The sequence below is a fragment of the Streptomyces sp. NPDC090106 genome (assembly GCF_044747265.1).
Classification (GTDB): Bacteria; Actinomycetota; Actinomycetes; order Streptomycetales; family Streptomycetaceae; genus Streptomyces.
This window is the reverse complement of sequence record NZ_JBIVDS010000012.1, coordinates 256,933-280,511: the sequence shown is the minus strand read 5'-3', so window position 1 is coordinate 280,511 and position 23,579 is coordinate 256,933. Positions and strand designations below refer to the sequence as shown.

Below are 23,579 nucleotides of genomic sequence, written 5' to 3'. Positions count from 1 at the left end.
CGCATACGCCCCGGGGGATGTGAGCCGCATCAAGCCCCCCCCGGCGCACAACCCCACGGGACAGGGCTGTCCACGATCGTCGTGCAAGGGAGCACCAACGATGACATCCACCTCCACCGCCGTCAGCCGCCCGCAGCGGTCACGGCTGAGCCGCCTGATACGTGAACTGTGGTTCCAGGTCGTCCTGGCCGCCGTACTCGGCATCGCCGTCGGTGTCCTGGCGCCGGATGCCGGCGAGGAACTCAAGCCGCTCAACGACTGGTTCATCGCCCTGGTGAAGATGATCGTGATCCCGGTCGTCTTCTGCGTGGTGACCACCGGCATCGCCTCGATGGACAACCTGCGCAAGGCCGGCCGGATCGGCGTGAAGGCGATCGGCTACTTCCTCGTCCTGTCCCTGGTCTCGATGCTGATCGGCCTGGTGGTCGCCAACGTCTTCCAGCCCGGCTCCGGCCTGCACGTCGACCCGTCGTCGCTCAACGCCGACGACGTACCGGAGACCGCGACCGAGCACGCCACGTTCACCGGGTTCGTCTCCTCCCTGATCCCCTCATCACTGCTGGGGGCGATCACCGGCGACGCGATCCTGGCCGCGCTCGTGGTGTCGATCGTCTTCGGTGCGGCCCTCCACATGGCAGGTGCGGACGGTGCCCCGCTGGCCCGTGGCATCAAGGCCCTCTCGGACGTGGTGTTCCGCATCGTGGGCTGGGTGATGCGCCTGGCGCCACTGGGCACCTTCGGCGCCCTGGCCACCGTGGTCGCCACCTACGGTGCCGAGAGCCTCAAGCAACTCGCCTATCTGATCGTCCTGTTCACCGCGACCTGCGTGCTCTACGTCCTCGTCGTCCTCGGCGCGATCATGCGCGCCTGCCGGCTGAGCCTGTTCGGCCTGACGCGCTTCCTCAAGACCGAACTGTTCGTGGCACTGAGCACGTGTTCCAGCGAGGCCGTCCTACCGCAACTGGTCCGCAAGTTGGAGATCATGGGCGTCGGCCGTCCTGTCGTCGGCATCGTCATCCCCTCCGGGTTCTCCTTCAACCTGGACGGCTCCGCCGTCTACCTGACGATGGCCTCGCTGTTCCTGGCCCAGGCCGTGGGCATCGACCTGTCCTGGCAGCAGCAACTCGCCATGGTCGGCGTCATGATGCTCACCAGCAAAGGCACAGCGGGCATCGCGGGCGGCGCGTTCATCGTGCTCGCCAGCACCGTCACCGCCGTCGGCCATGTGCCGCTCGCCGCCCTCTCCCTGATCGTCGGTATCGACCGGATCCTCAACGAGGGCCGCGTCTTCATCAACGTGCTGGGCAACGCCGTCGCCACCATCGTCGTCGGCAAGTGGGAGAAGGACATCGACCTCGACAAGGCACGCGAGACCCTGCGATCCGGCCGTGCGGGATCTCGACCGGCACCCTCACCGGCCACCGGCGCCGTCCCGGGCCGAGCCGAACTCAACGCCAACAACTGATCCGTTCACCCGTCGGCTTCCGGCGGCGGGCACAGTCCGCTGCGCTGCCGGACACCACCGAGAACTCCGGAGAGAACACTCCCGATGAGCGCACCCAGTGCCTCCGACGCGATCACCATCCGGCTGGGAGTCCCGGCAGAAGGCAGCGTCGTTTCACAACTGAGCAGTGCCCTGGCGGCGTTGGGCAGCGCGGTGACCGCTCTCGACGTCGTCTCCTGCGACTCCGACCGCCTGGACATCGACGTCACCCTCAGCGCCGCCTCCACAAGTCACGCCGACGAGATCGTCGGAGAACTGCACGGCATCGAGGGCGTCACCATCGGCGTCGACAATGTCCTGGCCGACACACTGCCCGTAAGCAGCCCATGACGCGTTCCACGGACAGTCCGCTGGCGATCGCCTTCGCTTCGCCCGTTGTGCCGGCACCGCTCATCGCAGCCTCCTCGCCATAGGCCTCGGACGGCTTGACCCGCCCGGGCAGGAGGAGGGTCATAGGGATGCCTACGGCGGTGAAGGCGGTACCGAAACCGTCGGCCGGCGCCGTGGGGTCACCGACGCCGGTCAGGGTGTGCAGGAGGCCGGCGGCGAGGGCATCGCGTCCCTGGACCTGCTGGACGTACAGCGGGAGCAGGAGCATCGCCCCGTAGGGGGGACGCCTGAGACGAAGCTGAGCACACCGGCCACGGTGGCGTCGCGGTGACGGAACAGCTTGAGGTCGACGACCGCGTTCGCGCCCTCACGCCCGCCAACGCAGCCGCCGGCTCAACCCCGCGGTGCCCCCTCGGGACAGGGTGAGGCCCGGTACACCAGGGCCTCACCCTGATCAGCCCGCCGCCGATGTCACCGGCGCGTCTCCACTTGGCCGACGGCCTGCCTCCGCAGAACGCAACGCCTGCCAGGACGCGTCTCAGGGCGTGCTCGACCAGGTCCGGTCGCCTGATCACACACCGCCACCTCCCAGCCCTTTGTCGGGGACAGGTTGGGGCTTGCGCCGACCAGGCCCTCGGCTTCAAAGGGTCACGCGATCACGAGCGAGGCGGTCTCGACGAGGCTCATCCGCAGGACGTCGTGGGCGTTGTGCGGCAGCAGGCGCTTACCGGCGATCGGACGACGTCCCACCCAGCCGCACCGGGCGATCGAAGCGCCTGAGTATGCGCAGGCCAGACCAACTGAAACGGCTCTGCCGGGCGTTCAAGCCACCCTCACTCAGATCACCGTGGACCTCGAACCCGGAACACCGTTGTCTGCGGAGAGCCCGGGAGGAAATGCCGGTGCCCGCCGGCGCACAGGATCAACGGCCCGTCACCGAAAGCGACATCACAGTCATTGATGACCAGTTCCAGAGCCAAGCTGAGCGATCACGCTCCGTCGTGGCTCTACGATGGTCGGACTATGCTGCGCATTAGCGTCCTGGGGCCGATCGAAGCCGAAGTGGACGGCGAGAGAGTCAACCTGGGCAGTCGTCGCCAACGTTCGCTGCTGGCCCTTCTGGTCTCCCTTCACGGCAGCACCCTGTCGGCGGACCGCGTGATCGATGACATGTGGCTCGGACACCCTCCGCCACAGCCTCTGGCCTCACTGCACGCGTACGTGTCGAACCTTCGCAGAGTTCTGGAACCGGATCGGCTGCCCCGTAGCCCCGCGACCGTCCTGGTCAGTTCCGCCGGAGGATACGCACTGCGGCTGCCCGAGGAGGCGGTGGACGCATGGCGCTTCGAGAACGCGCTGCGCCTGGCGCACGCCGAACAACCGCGTCGGGCACAGCAGTTGCTGGAGGAGGCACTGGGTTGGTGGCGCGGGGCCGCCTACGGCGAGTTCGCGGACGAGCCATGGTCCGAGGCCGAGCGCTTCAGAGTGAACGAGTTGCGGGCGACCGCACAGGAACTGCTGGCCGCAGCCACCCTGCGCTCCGGTCCGGCACGGGCCGCGATCCTGCCCGCCACCGCACTGACCCGCGAATACCCCATGCGCGAGGAGGGCTGGCGGCTTCTGGCCGTCGCTCTGTGGGCATCCGGCAATCAGGTGGACGCCCTCAGCGCTCTGCGCCGTTGTCGGCAACTCCTCGGCCAGGAAGTCGGACTGGACCCCAGCCACGTCCTCAAGGAGCTGGAACAGGCGATCCTCGAACAACGCACAGAGGTCCTGCACAAGGCCGTAGGACCCGGGCACGAAGCACCACCCACGTCCTCCGCGACCGGCGACAGCACAACGGTCGAGACCGCCGTGCGGGCCCAGGACTTCGAACAGTCCCGGTGCGTGGGCCGGGAACGGGACCTGGCTCGGGTCCTGGCCCTGTTCTCTCCCTCCCCCGATGCGGCACACATAGCCATCGTGCTGGGCGAGCCGGGCCTGGGCAAAAGCGCCTTGCTGGATGAGGCGACCCGAATCGCGACGTCACGGAGCATCCGGATTCTGCGGCTGCGGGGAGCCCAGAGCGAGCAGGACCTGGCCTTCGCCGGACTGCACCAACTCCTGCGGACCGTCATGCCGGAGGTGGATCGGCTCCCCGCCAAACACAGCAACGCCCTGCTCAGCGCGTTCGGTCTCGACGAGCCGCACGGCGAACCGGACACCACTCAGCGGCTTCTGGTGTCCCTCGCCACCCTCAACCTCCTCTCCATGCTGGCGGACGAAGGTCCGCTGGCCGTTCTCGTGGACGACGGGCACTGGATCGACCGGGCCTCGCTGGATGTCCTCGGGTTTCTGGCCAGGCGACTCGAGGGCGAACCCATCTGCATGCTGGTGGCTGCTCGCGGCTCCGTACCCCCTGCGGGGCTCGACAGGGATGTGCCGTACTGGACGCTCGAGCCTCTCATCGAGGAGGCTGCGGAGGAACTGCTGGACCGTCAGCCCTTTCGGCTGCCGGATGCGGTACGCCGGGAAGTGCTGGACCTCGCCACGGGAAACCCGCTCGCGCTGATCGAACTGACCAAGGTGGCCGCCCAGGGCTCCCCCAGGAGTTCCGCCTGGCAGGCCTCGGGGGTGCCGCTGACCGCTCGCTTGACCAAAATGTTCGGCGTCCGGTTCACCGAACTGCCGCAGCTCACCCAACGGGCCCTCATGTTCGCCGCCGCTTCCGGTACGGCGAAGCTCGCCGCCATGCCGGCAGAGTTCACCGACGAGGCGTGCTGGGCAGGGGCCGAGCAGGCCGGGCTGGTGCACTTGGCGGACGGCGAGATCCAGTTCCGGCATCCGCTGGTGCGCTCGGCCGTCCACCAGAGCGCCTCGCTGGCCCTGCGGCGTGACACACACCGTGCCCTGGCCGTCTCGTCGCACCGCACGGCCGACCAGCGGGCCTGGCATCTCGCCGCAGCCGCCGAGGGCCCGGACGAGGAGGCGGCGCTGGCTCTGGAGGCCGCCGCGGACCGGGCACTGAGACGCAGTGCCAGTGTCGAGGTGACCACCACGCTCGAACGCGCGGCGCAGCTGAGTTCCGGCCCTGACGCGCGGGCACGCAGGCTGGTCCGCGCGGCCTACATCGCGACGTACGAGGACCGTGCGGCGTACGTCTCCGCGCTGTCCACCCAGGTCATGGGGCTCACCGACGACCCGAAGATCCTCACGCAGGTGTCCATGCTGCGTGGCTGGGCCGCCTTCACGCGCAATCGGCAGCAGGACGCCCTCGACTTCCTGCTGCCGACGGCCGCCACTCTGGCCGTCGTGGCCCCCGAGGCGGCTCGTGCCTCCCTCACCACCGCCGCCTCGGCCGCCTACTTCCTGGGCGACCCCGGGCGCTGCGAGGAGGTGCTGCGCATTCTGCCGCTGTTCTCCGCGCAGGACCCGGCGACCGAAGTGGCCCGGTTCTACACGGAGACCATGTGCGCGCCGTACGGCCGGCGCGGTTCCCACCTGCGCACCTTGCGCGAACTCGTCGCGCGGTTCGGCCCGGACATGCGGACGGACACCCAACTGGGGGCCGCAGCCGATGTGTTCGACGAGCCGGAGCTCACCCATCAGCTGATGCCCCAGATGACCGACCCGTTGAATCCTGAGGCCGAGGGTGTCGGTGGCACCCTCATCGTGAGCTCGCTGGGCTGGATCGCCCTGCACCAGGGACGGCTGCCCGCAGCCGAGGAGTCCGCCACGCGCACCATGGAGACGACCGCCCCCGGAGAGGGGACCAACCTGGCCGTCGGGCACTCACTCGCCGTATCCGGAGCCGTCTGCGCGGTGCGGGGCGAGACCACGACCGCGCGGGCGGCGCTCCATCGTGCTCTCGCGTCCGACATCAGCCGCACCGGAGTCGTGGCGGTGCGGGCTCGCTGGGCACTGGGGGTGGCCGCCGGTGCGGACGGCGATCACACGGAGGCCTATCAGTGCTTCCGTCGTCTGTTCACCGAGGACGGGCGGCCGGTCCATTTCCAGCAGTCCTACTACGGTCTGGCGGATTTGGCCGCGGCGGCCCGGCACACCGGGCGTGCCGGGCACGTCACCTCTGTTCGCCGCATCGTGCGTCAAGCCGAGGAGCACCTCGCCGGCGCGGTCTCCGCGCGGGTGGCCCAGTTGCTGGCCCGTGCACACGCCCTGCTGTCGGACAGTCCGGCAGCGGCGGAGGAGCATTACCAGAGCGCCCTCAGCGACCCGCTGGGCGAGCAGTGGCCTCTCGAACGCGCCGCGGCACGTGCGGATTACGGACGCTGGCTGGTCGCCCGGCAGCGCGTCCACGAGGCCCGGGTCCAGCTGACCATCGCCCTGGACATCTACGAGCAGGTGGGTGCCCTGCCCTGGGCCGAACAGACCAGACAGGCGCTCAGGGGCACAGGCGTCCAGGTCAGCCGGGGGCGTGCGGCGGCTCTCGGCTCCTTGTCGGCCCTTCAGCGTCAGATCGTCCAGCTCGTGACCGAGGGCCTCAGCCACACCGAGATCGGGGCGCGCCTGCTGCTGTCGCATCGCACGGTCGCGCTCCACCTCGAACAGGCCCTGTCCACCCTGGGCGTCAGTCGCGCCGCCGAGCTCGGAGACCTCAGAGACCCGACAGTGCCGTAGCCGTCCGGGCGCGTGCACCGCTCCGGTCCCGCCGCTGCGGACCGCGTCGACCGGCTCGGCCACCGACGCCGCCGTTCAAGGTCAGTTCTTACGCACACCTCTCTGCCTACGATCCGACAGCCCGGCGCCGCCACCGGTCCGGGGATGTGAACCACGGTCGTCGGTGCCGCGGCGTCCGCGCACGCGCGTACGTGGCTCAGAGAGGTTGGACAGTGTCACGGCAGGTGCTCATGGTCTGCCCGGAACGTCCGGACGGCTACCGTACGATCGGCGAGGCCCTGGCGCAGGCGCGCACGGGTGCCGTCATCAGTGTGGCCCCCGGACGCTATGCCGAGAACCTCCTCATCCGGACCAGGGTGACGATCGTCGCCGAGCGCGAGCGGGACAGCGTGGAGATCTGTCCGCGCCGTGGAAGCGCGGTGACCCTCATGGCCGAGGAAGTGATGCTCACCGGCCTCCTGCTGCGCGGCGGCGACGAGGACGTGCCCGTGGTCGACGCGCCTCGCGGTCAAGTGGCGATGGAACGCTGCACGGTGGTCGGCTCCGGCTGGGCCGCCGTGCTGGCCCGGTTGTCGGGTTCGCTGGCGATGCGGGGCTGCCGCGTGACCAATCCGGCGGGCGCCGGAGTGGTCGACCTCGCGCCGGGCGGGAGTGTCGTCGAGGACTGTCAGATCGAGCATCTGGGGTCCTCGGCGGTCGTTGTGGGCGAGCGCTCGCGCACCACCGTCCGGGGCTGCCGGATGCGGGACGCACGGGGCAATGGCGTCCTGGCCAACGGCGAGGCGAGGGGCTCGGTCGAGGACTGCGAGATCTCCGGCACCGACAAGCCCGGCATCGCCCTGGAGGCGCTCAGCTGCACCACGGTGCTCCGCACCACCGTGCGGGACGTCACCACCGGCGTGTTCATCACCTCGGGCGCGCGCAACGTCCTGGAGGACGTCGCCGTCACCGGCGCCTCGGAGGCCGGCATCGTCGTGTCCTCAGGCGCCGACCCCACCCTGCGCCGCTGCCGTACGGACCGGACCGCTTCGGCCGGGCTCATGGTGCACGAGCGGTCGCGGGGGACGTACGAGGAGTGCGCGTTCCAGTCCGCGGCCGGACCGGCGATCCGGGTGAGCGGCGGCGCCGCCCCGGTGTTCGACGGGGCCGTGGTGCGCGACTGCGGGGACCCGAGGGCAGCCGTACTGATCACGGAGGACTCCGCGCCCGAGTTCGACCGTCTGGACGTGGCGGACACGGCAGGGATCGCCGTCGTCATCAGCTCGAACGCCAACCCGTTGCTGCACCGGGCTCTGATCTCCGCCCCGGGCGGACACGGTGTGGAGGTGGCAGACGGGGGACGCGGCCGGCTGGAGGGCTCCCGGATCGAGGGCGCCAAGGGATCCGCCGTGCTCGTCTCCGAGGGCGGCAGCCTCCACCTCGCCGACGGCAGGCTCCTCAAGCCGGGCGATGCGGGCGTGACCGTCGCACCCGGCGGCCGGGTGACCCTACGGGACACCGTCGTGGAGGACAGTTCCGGCTCCGGGATCGTCGTGTCCGAAAGGGGCGAACTGGCCGCCGCCCGATGCCGGATCACCGGCGCGGGCGCCCACGGAATCCTGCTGTCCCCCGGCTCCAGAGCGGTCATCGGGCAGTGCGAGGCGTCCGGCGGCCTCGGCGACGGCATCAGGGTCGACACGGCGGAGGCGGTCTCCGTGACCGGCTGCGTCGTCCGCGACAACCGGGGCGCCGGACTGCGCCAGACCCGCGCGGGCGACCGGCTCACCGTCGAGGACCTCTCCAGCCCCGGCAACGCCACCCCGGACGCCTGGGGCACGCAACTGCCGGAACGGAACGGCCGGGAGACCCCGGCGGGCCCCGACGCCGGAAGTCCACCGGACGGGACCGCCAAGGGCGCCACCGTCTCAGGTCCGTTGGCCGAACTGGAGGCGCTGGTCGGCCTGGAGGGCGTCAAGCAGCAGGTCTCCACCCTCGTCCACCTCAACCAACTGGCCCAGCGGCGCGCGAAACTGGGCATGCCGGTGCCCCCGATGAGCCGGCACCTCGTCTTCGCCGGACCGCCCGGCACCGGCAAGACCACCGTGGCCAGGCTCTACGGCGGCATCCTCGCCTCGCTCGGCGTCCTCCGCTCCGGCCACCTGATCGAGGTCTCGCGGGCCGACCTGGTGGCCCAGGTCATCGGCGGTACGGCCATCAAGACCACGGAGGCGTTCAAGGAGGCGCTCGGCGGGGTGCTCTTCGTCGACGAGGCGTACACGCTGCTCTCCGACGGCAAGGGGTCCGGTGCCGACTTCGGCCGGGAGGCGGTCGACACCCTGCTCAAGCTGATGGAGGACCACCGCGACGACGTGGTCGTCATCGTCGCCGGATACACCGCGGAGATGGAGGCGTTCCTCGCCTCCAACCCCGGTCTGGCCTCGCGTTTCACCCGCAGCATCGAATTCGCCGACTACTCCGACGACGACATGGTCACCATCACGGAGAACATGTGCGCGGCCCACCGCTACGAGCTGCACCCGGGCACCCGGGAGGCCCTCGCACAGCTCTACCGGCGGATGCCCCGCGACGCCTCCTTCGGCAACGGCCGCGAGGCACGCCGGGTGTTCGAGGAGATGATCGACCGGCAGGCCGTACGACTCGCGGCGATGGTGGATCCCGCGGAGAGCGACCTGGCGCTGCTGCTCCCCGCCGACGTGAGCCCGGACACCTCCGCAGCGGCGCAGGGTGCGGCGCCCGATCCGCGGACGCTGCTCGCACGGCTGGACGCCATGGTGGGGCTGCACGCGGTCAAGCAGGAGGTCGGCGACCTGGTGAGCGTGCTGGCGGCGGCCCGGCAACGGGAGGCCGTCGGCCTGCCGGCCCCCAGGCTCAGCCATCATCTGGTGTTCGCGGGCCCGCCCGGCACCGGCAAGACCACCGTCGCCCGGCTCTACGCGGACCTGATGCACTCCCTCGGCGTACTGCCGCGCGGCCAGTTGGTCGAGGTGGCCCGCGCCGATCTGGTCGGCCGATACGTCGGCCACACGGCCCAGTTGACCCGGGAGACCTTCGAACGCGCCCTGGGCGGTGTGCTGTTCATCGACGAGGCGTACACGCTCACGCCCGAGAACTCGCCCTCCGACTTCGGCCGGGAAGCCGTCGACACCCTGCTCAAGCTGATGGAGGACCACCGCGACGACGTGGTCGTCATCGTCGCCGGATACACCGCGGAGATGCACCGCTTCCTGGCCTCCAACCCCGGTCTGGGCTCACGGTTCTCCCGGCACGTGCGGTTCGAGGACTACACGACGGAGGAACTGGTCACCATCGTCCGCGCCCAGGCGTCCGACGCGGGCTACGCCTGCGGACCCGAGACCGTCGAGGCCCTGCGCGGGTATCTCGGCGCGCTCCCCCGTGACCGCTCCTTCGGCAACGCCCGTACGGCACGTCAGTTGCTCCAGACGATGACCACGAGCCAGGCCCGTCGCCTCGCCGTGATGGCCTCGCCGGGGATGGAGGACCTTCAGGCGCTGCTGCCGGAGGATCTGCCGGAGACGCGGTCCGTGGGAGGGGGCGAGACGACGGCCGGGACGGCGCTGTCGCCCTCCGCCGGGGCGCACCTGCATGCCGGAGCACTGCCCGGGCAGTGAACTGAACCCCGCCGCACGATGAACGCCGTGGCCACCCCTTCTCGGGGGCCACGGCGTTCATCGTGCGGCGGACGGGCGGGCGGGCCTGGGCAGTCAGCGATCCGCGGCGGGCATCAGCGCCGCCGCCGCGCTCTCCGCGAGCGTCGCGCTGCCGGCGGCCGGGGCAGACGGCGGGACAGCAGCGGGAGTGCCGGAGGGCTCAGAGGGCTGATCGGTGCGGGAGTCCTCGTCGGCCTCCGTGACCGTGGTCCCGGAGGCCACGCCGGGCACCTCGGTGGTTCCACTGGTGTCCACGCGGACGGCCGCCGGGATGATTTCGTCGGGCTCGGTCTCCGGCATCTCCTGCGGATCGGGCGCCGGGTCGGGCACCTCGTCGTCCGGCTCGGAGGAGGGCTCGTCCTCACCGGCTTCGCGAGCGTCCGTCTCCTGCCGGGCGCGCTCGATCGCCCTCGCGAGGGCCGCCGGGTCCACGCACATGGACACCGGCGCCGAGGCGTTCAGATAGATCTGGTGATCCTCGGGCAGCAGGTCGGCGAGCGCGGGCACGTCGTGGATCGCGTAGGTGAGGCGGCCCGCGTTCGCCAGATGGGCCTCGGAGGTGAACGCGAGGACCACCGGGGTGCCGTCCGGGGCGACCGCGGCCACCGGTTCCCCGCCGGGGGTGACGAAGACGGCCACCTCCGCCCCGGCGAGCAGTTCGGGCACTTCGTCGTCCTGGCCGTAGCCCGCGGCGGCGCGCTGGACGGCGGCGTCGATCGCGTCGGTCGGCCCTGGCCAGCCGCGGGCCGCCGGGGAACGCACGTAGTCCGGGTTGTGCCGCCACTCGACGAGCTGTCCGAGGTCGTCCGCCCGCCACTCCCCCACCACGGTCCATGCCGGTGGCGGCCAGGTCCCGGTCCAGGCGGGGTCGGGCAGAGCGAACCAGTGCCCGGGTGTCTCCTCGGCGGCCTCGACGACATGGCGCGGCGGTGCGGGCATGGCCTCGGCGGACCCGGGGTCGTCGCTGGTCCCGATATCGGCCGGGGTGAGGTCCTCGGGGGCCACCGGACGGCTGAGCACCGGCGGCCGGGCGTCCTCGGGTTGTTCGGGCTCCTCGGCCGGGCCTGGAGACAGGTCCTGCGGGACGAGGCTGAGGGAGGTGGGCAGCGCCGGAAGGCCGTCCTGCGGCGCGGCTTCGTCCTCGGCCGCGGGGGCGTCGTTCGTCATGGGTCGGGTCCTCACAGTGATCGTCGTGGTTGGAGTCGGTCGTGTGCGCCGGGCCGACGCGAAGGCGGAACGCCGGGCTGCGGGCCTCTCGGCGGCCTGGCAGGCCGTGCTCTCAGCGTTGGCCGGATGGCCACACGGGCGGCTGTCCCTCGAAGTCCCCGTAGTCCGCGTCCCCGTAGTACTCATCCGGCGGCGGTGGAGCGAGGCGGAACCCGGCACGCGGCGCCGCGCTGGGGTACCCCGTGAATGCGGTGCCACCGGGGGCCGGAACAGCTGTGCTTCCCGGAACGGACGTCGGGTAGTAGCCATAGCCGTACGACGAGGATGTCGCGCTTCCCGAGGGCACGTCCGTGGTGTATGCCGGGTACATCGGCACACTTGAGCCCTGACCGGCCGAACCGCCCGAAGCGGGGGCAAGCGCGAGGCCCGTGGCAAGGGGAATCGAGTAACTCGGATAGGTCACGTACGCCGTACCTCCCGGGACGGGTACTGCCGGGCTTGCCACGCTCCGGGGGACCTGCGGCAGACCACTGCCGCCACCTGCTGTCGGCCAGCCGCCCTGGACCTGGGTGCCGGAAGGCGAGGACCACCCCTGCCCCGTCGCCCCGTACGACGCATAGCCTTGTGAGGGCGCGGGCAGGGGCGAGAAAGAGACTCTTCCGGTCGCACCAGGCGTGGGAGCGTACGAGTCATGCGGGCCGGTGCCCGGGGAAGACAATGCGAAAGACCGACCCGCAAGGACAGCGGACTCTCGCTCAAGGCACTGGAACCACCTGGGGTCAGAGACGTCGGCGATGATGCTCCGCGCACCGTTGCGGGCCAACTCGTCGTCATCCGTCTTCGGATTACCCCATAGTCCCGTCAACGGCCGTTCATCGACGTCATCCTGCTTCGCGAGAAGAGCCCGGACTTTGATATCCATCGCCGCATGAGCCTGCCGAATCGTCTGGCCCGCATTGACCAGATCCCGTGGAAGAACGGCGCGAGCCAGGCTCGCCGCATCGATCCTGGCCTGCGTCAACACGATTTCGTAGGCGCGGGCGACATTCTTGTTCCTGCCATTCTTCTTCAGACCTTGAACCTTTTCCCTGTCCCCTTTCAGGAGTGCGGCGTACCGCTCATCTGCCATCGCCTTGTAGATCGCGTGGACGTCGATCGTCTGACGTCCGGTGCCGAGCTGCTTTTCCATGACTTTGGTGGTGGTCACCCAGTTGGTCTCCTTAAACGGAACATGATTGTCCTGACTCAGGATCCGCCAACCACCCTCCGGAGGACGCCACATGAAGTTCGTGGCCTCCGGCCTCATGCCTGGGACCGACGTCATGTACTGCTCGTGCCCGAACCACTCGAAGGGACTTCTCTCCACACGGAACTGCTGAGCGTCCTCCACATTGCTGCGGCCGCCCGGCGACTGATAGTGCCAGGCCGTGAAGTTGTGATCCGACACCCTGCTCATCGTCACCACCAGGGCACAACCGTTCATCCCAGGAGTGAAGACGAAATCGAAGCTTCCAAAGGAACCCATGCCCCCATCCACCGGTATCTCGGTGTGGCCGACGTTGTCGTCGGGGTTCGCAGTTCCTCCAGTCAGATAAGGAATGAAGTGAGCTCTCACATAAGAGTCATCAACGGCAGGCGAGGGAAGGTGCATCTTCTTCACTATGGACTGAAGCCGCAGCTCATGCCGCCCGAACATTTCCACATACTTTTCGACCGCTGGGGTCAAAAGGTAAACCGGCTGGCGATTTGCCGCAGTTCGACTCGTATCCTTGGTCAGCGCAAACCAATGCTGGTTCTGACTGTTCATCCAGTCCATAAATTCAAACGCGACGAATTGGGAAACGCCGAACCGGGCCACGATTCCCTCGTCCATGCGCGACATCAGCACGTTGTTGTCGAGGAATCGCTTCGGTGCAGCCCTGAGCTGCCTGAGCGCCTCGTGCGCGGTCATTCCATGCCAGTCAACTGGCGCCGGGTTGTCACCAGAGGAACCCACTGCCGCCATTCCGTACTGCGAGTACACCGCCGCCTGTCCCCGGCCCGTGCCGTGGCCGCCGGATCCGCCCACCGTGCCCCCCGCGTCCTCACCGGCATAGATGACGACCGGTCTGGGCTTCCTCCCCTTCCCCTTGCCGCTGCCACCGGGCATGTAGCCGCGTACGGCTCTGTCCCGGCCCTGGGCCAGTTGCCTGGAGAGGTCCTCGGCGTGTTCCTCGTCGCCGTGTGTCCTGAGGTCGAGGGCGACTGCGTAGACCGCGAGATGGGCGGGGTCCAGGGTGGCGAAGTCGGGCTCGGCGTCCGGTTCGAACGACGTCAGTCGCTGGTGGGTGCGGACGACGTTGTGCGCCAGGGTGATGTCGTCCCCGGCCGGGACGCCCTGAGACCACCGCGCGGCGAGCTGCTTGCGCATGGCCGCGAAGCCGATGGTGGTGTCCTGGCCGACCCGGTCATGGGGCTGTGTCCAGTGGAAGCGGCCGTCGGTCAGGACCAGTCTTCCGGATCCGATGCCCGGGCCGGCCGCGTGCGTTGTGCCGTTGTCCAGGTCGAAGAGCGTGAGGTCGTGCGTGAGAAGGGAACTGATGCGCTCCACTGCCAGTTCCGCGATCTGCGAGTTCCAGCCGTCGGAGCGGAGCAGCAGGAGCCGGGTGTACTGGAGCGGGGTGAGGTCGTCGGGACCCAGTTCGCGGCTCCCGTCCTCCCTCTCCCGGCCCAGTGTCTCCTCGGCGCCGATCAGGTCCAGCTCCTCCGAGGAGACGGTCAATCCGTCGGTCGGGAACGGCGGGAGCGGGCCCCGTACATCGGAACCGATCAGGTCGGTGACCATCTCCTTGCGGAGCCAGAGGACGGTCTCCGGGTCGGGGGTGCCGTCGTCGAGGTACCAGTCGGGCGTCGTCTCCCGGATCGAGTCGCGGTGGGCGATCAGCACGGCCTCGACGAAGCCGTTACCGGGGACGGACGGGGACCGCAGGGCGAGGAGGGAGCCTTCAATGGGGATGACCTCGACGGTCGGACCGCGCCCGGCATCGTCGGACAGGGCCGTGTTCTGGCCCCGTTCGGCATCAGCCTTCCGGGGCGGCCAGTCGACCGTGATGATCGCCTGGCGATGGGTCAGTGGGTCCTCGTAGATCGCCCTGGGAGCGTCGTCGTAGACGGTCTCGACCGTGAAGTCGTCGATCGTCAGCGGGTCGGTCGCCCCGCTCTGGAGTTCCGCCAGCCTGCGGGCCAGCGCCTGTTCCACCGCGGCCCCCGTGTTCGTCGCCCGCAGCGTTCCGGTGGCCTCGGCCGTGTTCCGACCGTTGCCGCGGCCCGCGACCCGGATCACGGTCGGTCCGTCCCCCGGCGTCCGCTCGCGCAGGGCCCGTACGGCGATCCGGTCCACCAGGTCCTCGATGACCTGCCGGCCCTGGTCGGGCACCGCCTTGTCGCCGCGGGCGAACAGGATGCGCGTCGGGGTCTCGGCGAGTTCGCGCGTGTCCCGGTGCCCGGCCTCCCGCAACCGCGTCCATGTGACGCCGTCGGGGCCCTCGTCGCCGAGGGTGACGATCGCGGTGCGGCGCTCGTAGGGGTCCGTGCGGTGTTGCCCGGCGGTGTCCTCGTAGCCGTGGAGGATCGCGATGTCACCTGTGGTCAGCGGGGAGCGGGCGTCTGTCTGGAGGCTCCGCAACTCGACCGCCAGATAGGCCTCCAGAACCCGAGCGGTGTTCTTCGCCCGCGCCTTCGCGGTGTATCCGGCGTTGTATGCGTCGTTGCCCCGGCCGCGTACCCGGATCGGCCGCGGGGTCCGTCCGGCGGCGTGGTCGCGCAGCGCCTCTCGCGCCACCTGCCGGGCCAGGTCGCGCAGTGACTCGTGCGCGCTGTCGGCCATCGTGCGCGAGCCCTTCGGGAAGCGGACGGTGAGAGGTTTGTCCTCCGGAGACGTGGAGGCGGAGACCGATTCCTCGTCGGCCACGGTCAGTTCCCGCTTCCTCGACGCGGACTCCGGCTCCTCGGACGCGAGTTCGCGCTCGTCCGTGCTCCGGTCGACGGGCGGAAGCGCGGGCAGGTCCTTCCCGGTGTCCGGGCCGAGGTTCCGGGCGACCGGGGTCGCCCGGGGGCTGACGAAAACGGTGCCCCCGGAGACGTTCGCCGCGGGCGTCGCCGTTGCGGTGAAGGATGTCGGCGGGACGCCATCGGCACGGTGCCCCTCGGAACCGGAGGTGATCGGCGCGGTGTCTCCCGGTGCCCGGCCGACCGGGAGGCCGGTGGTCCGTGTCCGGCTGGGCGAACCGGTGAACGCGGCTCCGCCGGACACCGTGGAGACGTTGCTCATCGCCTGTGGGGGCGGGAGTTGGCCCGGCACCGCGGGGCCGGCCGCGACGCGTTCGACCTGGTTCTCGCTCTCCTCCGTGAGCCAGCCGGCGTGTGCCCAGCGCCTCACCTCGTGGGGGTCGACGGCGACGCCGTGCTCGGCCCCGTCGATCTCGCCGAGGCCGTAGGTGCCGATCTGGGCGGCGACAGCCCTGGTGAAGGTAAGCGGGCCGGTCAGGAAGGCACCGCCCAAGGCCAGTTCCTCCGCGTTCCACGTGAGGATTTTGCCGTCGATCGCGTTGATGACCTGCCGGAAGAAGGCCGTTTGGGGCACGGTCGACATCAGGGCGTTGCCGAACCGTCCGTGGGTCATGGCGTGCGCGGCGACGTCCACCATGGTCATGTCTTCGGGGCGCAGGCCCAGTTCCTGGGCGAACTCCGCGCGCTGCTGCCGGAAACTCGACTGGTCGCGGAACATGGGGCCGATGAGCGGGATGTCGGAGCGGCCCATCTTGCGCGGGGGCGAGCTGAATTCGGCGGTGCCGGGTTCCAGGTCGACGTCCGCGTAGGTGCCGCCGTCGTACAGCATGATGGCCAGCCGCGCCACGTCCGAGGCGACCGGGAACGCCGTGGGATTGGTGCGCGCCCGGTCGTAGATGGTGCGGAGTTTCAGCAGTTGCTGGTCCTCGAGGGTGAAGCCCTCGTCGCCGGCGGCGGGGGGCCGGTCGAGCGGGAACAGCTCCCGGGCCGAGCGGAACCTTATCCCCTCCTGTTTGAACAACTCTTCGGTCCCGGGGCTCCATTCGCTCAGCGACGGCTGCTGCCGGCCACTGCCGTCCATGGTGACCGGGGTGGTGTCCGTCCACATCTGCACGGTCCAGCCATGGGTGCGGGCCACCTCGGCCCAGGCCAGTACGTTGGCGACGCCGGCGGGCGACAGCGGGCGGCCGACCCAGAAGAAGTTGATGACCTTGGGCGGGGCGTCCATCCCCGGCGCTCGCTGAACCAGGTCGAGTTCTCCGGTGACCCACGTCTCCAGACTTTGAGCGCTGTCCTGGAACCTCGTGCCCTCCAGGCGGGCCGCGCGCTTGCGCAGCCGGTCCTGGATGATGCGGATGGCACTCAGTCGGGCGGTGTTGCCCAGTTCGCGTACCCGTTCCGTCACGGAATGGGTCTGCGCCAGGGTCAGCGGGCCGTTCCAGCGCACCAGGTCACCGACGGGGGTGTCGTCCGGCGGGGGGTTGTCGTGCAGCGGGGGCAGGTCGGGGAAGAGGCGGCGGACGGCGTCGTAGGTCTCGTTCTCCTCGCGGGTCGCCTCGACCGGGTTGACGGGGCCTGTCCGCAGCAGCGTGGGACGAGGGCCGTAGAGGCGTTCCAGGAGGACTCTCAGCGGGCGCTCATGGGTGTGCACGTACGTGAGGCCGTTGTTGCGGGGGCGCCCGGTGGCCGGGTCGGTTCCCTTGTTGATCTGGAAGTAGGCGTTGGTGAGCTGGGCGAAGTACTCGAAGGGGTCGGTGGCCGAGTAGTTGTCGGTGGGGGTGCCGTGCAGGTCGAGGCGTATGCCGTCCGGCCATTCGGCCCGGGAGCCGAGCTGGAGCTTGTTCTCGAAGGCCTGGTCGATCGCCCTGCGGTCCTCGTCGGAGAGCCCGTATTTGTGGACGACGTGGGCCAGTTCGTGCGCGGCCGTCGAATAGCCGTCGGCGTACTCGCTGTTCACGAGGGCGGAGATCTCACCGAGGAGGTTCTCCTCGCTGATCGCGGTGACCGTCCCGGAGGTGCCGCGTACGTCGTCCCAGACCCGGCCTCCGGACAGCGCCCGTCCGGCCAGGGAGGTGAACGGTTCCACGTCGGTCAGCCGGACGTCCTTCGGGATCACCGTGACACGGGCGCCGCTGGTCAGCACGCGTTCCGCGGTGTCCGGGTCCTGGAGCAGGGCGGCGAACAGGCGGTGCGCCTCCCGGCGGGCGGAGACCGGCTGGTCCACGCCGGGCGCCACGTCGACCATCAGGACCGCGGCGGTCCGTGCGAACTCCTCCCGGCTCAGCGAGTCCCGCAGCCCCTGGACCACCCTCCTGTCCCTGGCGATCCAGGACCGCTCGTCGGCGGTCAGGGCGAGCAGAGCCGCGTCCCGTTCCGTGGGTGTCATCACCACGAGAGGCAGGACCTGGACACGGGGCTGCCCGTAGGGCCTGGTCCGGACGGGCACGTCGACGGGCGACGCCACGTGCTGCTGTCCGGTGGTGACGAACGTGGTGCCGCCGGTCACGGGCGGTGGGGCGGGCAGCTGCGACCGGTCGCCGGACGGCCGCCCGAACGTCCGACGGCCCCCCGTCCGCGGGTTCTGCCGGGGCACGTCCTGTGGCGGAGGCTGGTTCTCCGCCAGCGTCCGGGACAGTTCTACGGCATGGTCGGGCTCCTTCGGGTTCCGGAGGATGGCGGCGGCCACGGCGTACACCGCGCGGTGGGAGAGCGGCAGGTCCCCGAACTCGGGGGCGAGCTCCACCTGGAAACCGGCGATCCGCTGGTGGGCGCGCACGATGGTCAGGGCCATCTGCAAGGCTGCCGTCCCGCGTCCTGGGTTCCCCGCCCTGTTCACCTCGAAGGACCATTCGTCCTCCAGGACCGTCGAAGTGAGCTCCTCCTGAGCCGAGTTGGGCGGCGGGCTGCCGACCGTGACGCGAACGGCGTTGGCAGGCCGGGGCCGTGACCGCTCGTTCCGGGAGAGTGCCGCCGCCTCCGCCCTGTTCCGGGCGGCGGCGCCCGTCTCGACGAGGACATCGTCGACGGTGACGGGGTGCGTGCGATACGCGGCCTGACCGTCCCGCAGGACCTCGGCGAGACGGTCACGGACATAGCGTTCGACGGCCCGCTCCCGTACGGCGCCCTCGTCCCGCGAGCGGGTACCGGGCACCGCGAACCGGGACCGGGGCGCCGGGGTCGTGTCGATGCTGAGCACGGGCAGCGGTCTTCCGATCCTCGCGTTGCCCAGTGCCTGTTCCGCGAACAGTTCGACCATGGTGTCGAGCGTCCGCCGTTGGGCCTGCCCGAGGTCGGTCGCGCGGTCGGGGAAGGTGACGACCACGGGGTCTGCCTCGACGGGGTTCGTGCGGCTCCTGGCGGCGTCCCGGCGCGAGCGCGCGAAGTCACCGGCGCCCAGTACCGACCCGGGCGGCGCGGGCGGGTCCTGGTCGGAAGCCGGGGTCGTGGAAAGGGCGGGGGTCGTCTGTGTCCGCGCAGCCATTCCGGCGAGCCGGTCGGCGGCCTCAGGTGAGAGGTCGTGCAGCCGGGCGAGCAGGTTGTCGCTGGCTCCCCTGGCGCGCAGCACGGCGGTGAGCGCGGCCAGTTCGGGGCGCGGGGGAAGGTCCGACCAGGGGGCCTCGGGGGGCATGCCGTCCACCGGACTGTCACCGGTCAGCAGGCCCTCGGTGATCGACACCGGTGGTGGCACCTGGACCGCCCCGCCGACCGGGTTCATCGCCGAGTAGTGATTGCCTCCCTCGTAGAAGACGTGCAAGGAGCGCGTGGCGGACGGGTTCAGCGGGTTGGCGAAGCCGAGGTCGCCCATGTCCTCGATCGGCTGTACCGGCGTGATGTTCAGATCCAGCGCCACGGCGGTGAGTTGCGGCACCTGGTCGTAGAACGGAGTCGTCCACATGTCGACGTTGCGTACGGCGCTCTCGACGGCGGCGCTCGGGGTGAGCCGCCGCATGTCCTGGAGCAGGGGGAACATCCGCGTGAGGCCCCGGTGAGGGCGGATCAGTGTTGCGTAGAGCTCCTGGCTGCGTGCGGTGTCCGCGGCGAGTTCACGGGTCGCCTCCTCACGCAGGATCGCCAACTGGAGCTCCGCGACGAGTCTTTGCCGGTCCGCCGGACGGATCTGGGAGGGGTCCGGGGCGAAGTCGGGCAGCAGGGCGGCGGCCATGCCCGCGGTGAAGTCACCGATGACCGACCGGTCGGCGGGGTCCGGGAACCGGCGCAGCAGTTCCCGCACGAACTGCGGCCTGCTCAGGTCACGGTCGATCGCGGCCAGTTGTTCCGCGGTCGGTTCCGGGGCTCTGCTGCCGAGCAGGTCCTCCAGCTGTGCGAGCCTGAGGTCGTTGATGAGCACCTGGAGGGGAGACGGGCCGGAGTCGAGCTCCGCGCGCCGCGCCACCGCCGCCGGACTGTCGCCGGCGAGCCAGTCGCCCACGTGATCGCGCAGCTGCCGTACGGTCAGGCCGGCCATCGGCGATCCGGGCAGTTGGCGGGACAGGCCCGCGAGCATCGAGGTCATGAAGCAGTCGCCGTCGGGCTCCACCCGCAGTACTTCGAACGGGCGGTCGTCGACATCGACCGTGCGGAACGCCACGCGGGGGGCGTGGCCGGGCAGTGCGGGGTCCGGCCTGGGCGTGGTGATGTTCGCGGGCACGCTTCGGTCTCGCGGCGCCCGGGGGGCGCGGGCCCCCATCGGCTGCCTCGGCCGGGGCCGTCCGCCGACCGGCTGGTCTGTCGAGGCACCGGTCGAGGCACCGGTGCGGGATCCAGGCGTGGAGGAGAGTGCCGGGGTCGCCGTCGCGTCCTGGCGCTCGCCGCTCCGCGAGGGTTCCACGGAACGGTCCGGGCGCACGGGATCGGCCGACCGGGAGGCCGGCTGGTCCGTGCCGGATGCTGGGGGCGCGGGGAGACGACGGGAGCGCGGCTGCGCCTGGTCCATCGACGTCGAGGGCGAGGTCGAGGTCGTGGTGGGGGCCGGGGCCGGGGGGACGGCCGTCGATGCCGTGCTCGTCGTAGCGGGGCGTCGGGCGGTGTCGAGGGAGCCGGTGCCGCTGGAACTCGACGCCGAGCGGGGAGCCCGGGGGCCGAATCTGCGATCGGACGAGTTCGAGCCGCCGGACGTGTCCTCGCCCGGCCGTCCGGGCCTGCCCCGTCCGGAGCCGCCGGGAAGGTAGCCCCGTTCCGCTCTCGGCCGCCCCTGGGCGAGCCGTCGGGAGAGCGCCTCGGCCCAGTCGACGTCGTTGTGGTCCCTCAGGTCCGCCGCGACGGCGTACACGGCCAGATGGCCGGGGTCCAGATCCGCGAAGGATGGCTGGTCGGCGGGTTGGAACGTCGTCAGTTTCTGATGGGTGCGGACGATGTTGAGGGCCGTGCTGAGGTCGCCCCGGTCAGGTGCGCCGCTCGCCCAGGACGCGGCGAGGTCGTCACGCAGCGCGTCCCAGAAGCGCGGCTCGGCGGGATCGGCGTCCGTCGCCGTGCGCGCGGTGGTCCCAGCGGTCTGCACCGGCTTCGAGGGCTCTGCGCCTCGGGTGGGCTGTGTCCCCTGTGCTGCCTGGTCGTCGGTGGCAGCGGACGACGTGGTGGTGGTCGAGGAGGACGTGGCGGCGGCGGAAGACGTGGTGGCTGAGGAGGACGTGGCGGCGGCGGAAGACGTGGTGGCTGAGGAGGACGTCGTGGCCGGTCGGCTCGTGCCGGCGGGCGGTGTGCCGGTTGTACGGGCTGCCTCGGGGCCCGTGGCGGGCCTGGCAGAGGCCGGCGTCGCGTTGGCGCGGTTCACCTCGGCCGCGGGCAGGTCGGCGCCGCGGGCGGTACCTGCCGAAGGGGGCGAGGACGACGGCTGCGCGGCCGTCGTCGGCGAGGAGCCGGTCGCTGGAGCGGCGGCCGACGGGGGCGAGGCGAGGGTCGATGCCGCCCCCGTCGCCGTGGCCATGGCGGTCGGCGCGGTCGTGCCGGGTGACGTGGCGTCCCCGGTCGTCGGCTCTTCCGCGAGGTCGGGCCGGTCCGTCCCCAGGATCTCGTCGGGTACGGACCGCTCCGTCACGGGCCGGTTGCCCGTGCTCGCCGTCGTCCGAGAGGGCTGGGCCGACTCGGTGTCCGTCGAAGCGGTGCGGCCGGTGCCGGGGGCGGGCTCGGTGGTGGGTGCCGTCACGCCGGGTGCGCCGATCCGGTCGAGCACGTCCAGGGCGTTGACGTCGGTGCCCAGGGAGGCTCGGGTCTTGGCACCTCCGCCGCCGATACCGGTCGGGCCGGAGCCGCTCGTGGTCCCGCGCGCGGTGGTCGGGGGCACCCCGCCGACCACACTGTCCGTGCTCTTCGCCTGGAGTGCCGAGTCGTCATAGACCTCGCGGACGTTCCCCACTCCACGGGTCACGCCCTCGCCCAGGAGATCCGACGTCTGCTCGCTGACGGCCGAGGTCCAGAACGTCGTCGCGAACGCGCTCCACGAGAAGGGTGTCCCGAAGAACGCCATCGCCAGCAGCGTCTCCGGCAACGCTTCCGTCAGACCGTCGGCCACGAACTCCGACATCCGGCGCGGCGACGACGCCAGCCAGTCACCGAACGACTGCGGCGAATTGCCCGTGCCGCCTGTGCCGTTCGGCAGATCCCGCCCGGACTTCGACGTGACGTCCCCCGACAGGTCCTTGAAGAGCCCCCGGCTCTGGCTCTTCGCGAACAGCCCGTTGAAACGGTCCGCGAGGTTGCGCAGGGGGCCCGACAGCCAGCCCGCCGCACCGCCGAAGGCGGCGCTCTGCCACACGGCCCGCCAGTCGACTCCCGACGGCCGCATGTCCGGGTCGTTGAACGCCATCAGACCCAGCCGCACGACCAGCGTCTGGAAGGCCTCCTCCAGTGCCTCGCTCAGGCTCGGCATCAGGTGCGTGCGCCGCAGGAACAGGTCCAGGGTGGTCAGGAAGATCGTCGTGCTCCGGGCCTTCGCCTGCGCCGCCTGGCCCGCCGCCGCCGGATTGATCCACGCGGTGGCCGCCAGGATCGTCAGCTCGATCACCAGCCGGATCAGTTCGGCGATGATCTGCCACTTGCTCTCCTGGATGTTGAGGGACTGGTCGCGGTGGCCCGCCGCGACACTGCGCAGGCTCCGCTCGTACTCCCGCAGGTAGTTCGTCCCGCCGTCCGCCCCCGTCAGCACCGACATCGCCCGTACGTACTCGCGGCCGGCGTCACCCGGCAGCGAGTCGCCGATGTGCGCCACCGAGTACCGGATGTCCTCTTCCAGGGCCCGCATCAGACCGCCGAACCGGTTCAGCTCCTCGTGCGAGACCCGTGCCCCCGTCTCGCTGGCCTGCGGCAGTCCTGTGCCGATCAACGCGATCAGAAGACCGTTCAGCGCCTCCGATGCTCTCAGATCACCCATGGTTCACTTCCCGCCCTCAGTGCCTGCCGTACTGGGCCTCTTCGGCCGCGATGCCGTCGTACGCCTCGTTCTGCGCGCGCTCGACCTGCTTCGCGGTGCCGACGGTGTTGCCGACGACGGAGACGATGGCCTCGGCGACCTGCCGGCCGGAGTCGAGGGTCTGCCGGTAGTTGCGCTTGATCTGCGGGCCGACCTCCCGGGCGTAGTCGTCGTCGACGCCCGCCCAGCCGGTGAGGGTGGTGCGGTGGTGCTCAAGGGCGTTGACGAGGGCGTTGGCGTGGTCGGCGATGTCCGCCAGCACCTGGGCGCCTCTGCGGGTGAGATAGGGGTTGGCTTCGAACGAACTGGCCACGGTGGATCTCCTCGGGTTCTGGGGACTTCACGGTGTGCCGGGGCTTCCCGGTCGGCGCTTCACGGCTGGGCCGGGTCCTCCACGATCTCGTCGCGCAGCCTGGCCGCCTGCTTGCGTCGGGCGGCAGCGGCGCTCTCGTCCTCGTCCGAGCCGAACAGCCGCTCCCAGTCGATCTCCGCACCCGGCAGCCCCGGCAGCGCGGGCACGCTCTCGGAGATCGGCCGGTAGGTCTCGACGACCTGGCGGGACATCCGGGCACGGGCCTGGCCGATCGTCTCCATCACGACGGCGGAGAGCTGGGCCGGGGCCATCGAGCGGTACCTGCCGTCGTGGAACCGCAGGGCCTTCAGGTCCCCCTGGGCGCCCACGGTGACCTCCACCGAACGGTCCCTGGACGTCACGGTGACGGTTGCCTCGCGCAGTCTCTGCTCGGCGTCGGCGACCGCCGCTCTGGTGGTCTCCAGGGCCTGCATGGCCTTGGCGAGGCGTTCCTCGACGGATTCCATGGTGTGTCTGTCTCCTTGCGTT

The 23,579-nt window shown here is 70.6% G+C and carries 8 protein-coding genes; 4 read left to right on the top strand and 4 right to left on the bottom strand.

Translation table 11 applies throughout. The features are described 5' to 3' along the window. Positions 1-100: 100 nt before the first annotated feature. The 4 genes from ACIPSE_RS34220 (at position 101) to ACIPSE_RS34205 (ending at position 10,080) form a co-directional block, all read left to right on the top strand. Positions 101-1,465: a cation:dicarboxylate symporter family transporter gene (locus tag ACIPSE_RS34220; RefSeq protein WP_401670467.1), complete on the top strand. Its 1,365-nt coding sequence runs from the start codon at positions 101-103 to the stop codon at positions 1,463-1,465. Between the two features lie 84 nt (positions 1,466-1,549). Continuing rightward, positions 1,550-1,834 (top strand): hypothetical protein, encoded by a 285-nt coding sequence (locus ACIPSE_RS34215; RefSeq protein ID WP_401670464.1) that lies wholly within the window; start codon positions 1,550-1,552, stop codon positions 1,832-1,834. A gap of 1,329 nt (positions 1,835-3,163) precedes the next feature. After that, entirely contained in the window at positions 3,164-6,451 is a 3,288-nt protein-coding gene (locus ACIPSE_RS34210; protein WP_401670461.1) for a BTAD domain-containing putative transcriptional regulator, read from the top strand. 212 nt (positions 6,452-6,663) lie between these two features. After that, positions 6,664-10,080: a right-handed parallel beta-helix repeat-containing protein gene (locus tag ACIPSE_RS34205; RefSeq protein ID WP_401670459.1), complete on the top strand. Its 3,417-nt coding sequence runs from the start codon at positions 6,664-6,666 to the stop codon at positions 10,078-10,080. Between the two features lie 93 nt (positions 10,081-10,173). Here ACIPSE_RS34205 and ACIPSE_RS34200 read toward each other — a convergent pair whose 3' ends face one another. From ACIPSE_RS34200 to ACIPSE_RS34185, 4 genes are all read right to left on the bottom strand, one after another. Beyond that, positions 10,174-11,286 carry a type VII secretion system-associated protein gene (locus tag ACIPSE_RS34200; RefSeq protein WP_401670457.1) on the bottom strand — a complete coding sequence of 371 codons (1,113 nt, stop codon included), beginning with the start codon at positions 11,284-11,286 and terminating at the stop codon, positions 10,174-10,176. Between the two features lie 112 nt (positions 11,287-11,398). Beyond that, positions 11,399-22,699, bottom strand: a complete 11,301-nt coding sequence (locus ACIPSE_RS34195) for a hypothetical protein (RefSeq protein ID WP_401670455.1) — start codon at positions 22,697-22,699, stop codon at positions 11,399-11,401. 16 nt (positions 22,700-22,715) lie between these two features. Further along, positions 22,716-23,051 carry a hypothetical protein gene (locus tag ACIPSE_RS34190; RefSeq protein ID WP_401670453.1) on the bottom strand — a complete coding sequence of 112 codons (336 nt, stop codon included), beginning with the start codon at positions 23,049-23,051 and terminating at the stop codon, positions 22,716-22,718. Positions 23,052-23,110: 59 nt separating this feature from the next. Beyond that, positions 23,111-23,557, bottom strand: a complete 447-nt coding sequence (locus tag ACIPSE_RS34185) for a YbaB/EbfC family nucleoid-associated protein (RefSeq protein WP_401670450.1) — start codon at positions 23,555-23,557, stop codon at positions 23,111-23,113. Positions 23,558-23,579: the final 22 nt, after the last annotated feature.

What these genes read in the sequence shown, in the direction of transcription:
- ACIPSE_RS34200 (WP_401670457.1), bottom strand. Translation starts at nt 11,286, where the DNA reads ATGACGAACGACGCCCCCGCGGCCGAGGACGAAGCCGCGCCGCAGGAC.
- ACIPSE_RS34215 (WP_401670464.1), top strand. Translation starts at nt 1,550, where the DNA reads ATGAGCGCACCCAGTGCCTCCGACGCGATCACCATCCGGCTGGGAGTC.
- ACIPSE_RS34185 (WP_401670450.1), bottom strand. Translation starts at nt 23,557, where the DNA reads ATGGAATCCGTCGAGGAACGCCTCGCCAAGGCCATGCAGGCCCTGGAG.
- ACIPSE_RS34195 (WP_401670455.1), bottom strand. Translation starts at nt 22,699, where the DNA reads ATGGGTGATCTGAGAGCATCGGAGGCGCTGAACGGTCTTCTGATCGCG.
- ACIPSE_RS34220 (WP_401670467.1), top strand. Translation starts at nt 101, where the DNA reads ATGACATCCACCTCCACCGCCGTCAGCCGCCCGCAGCGGTCACGGCTG.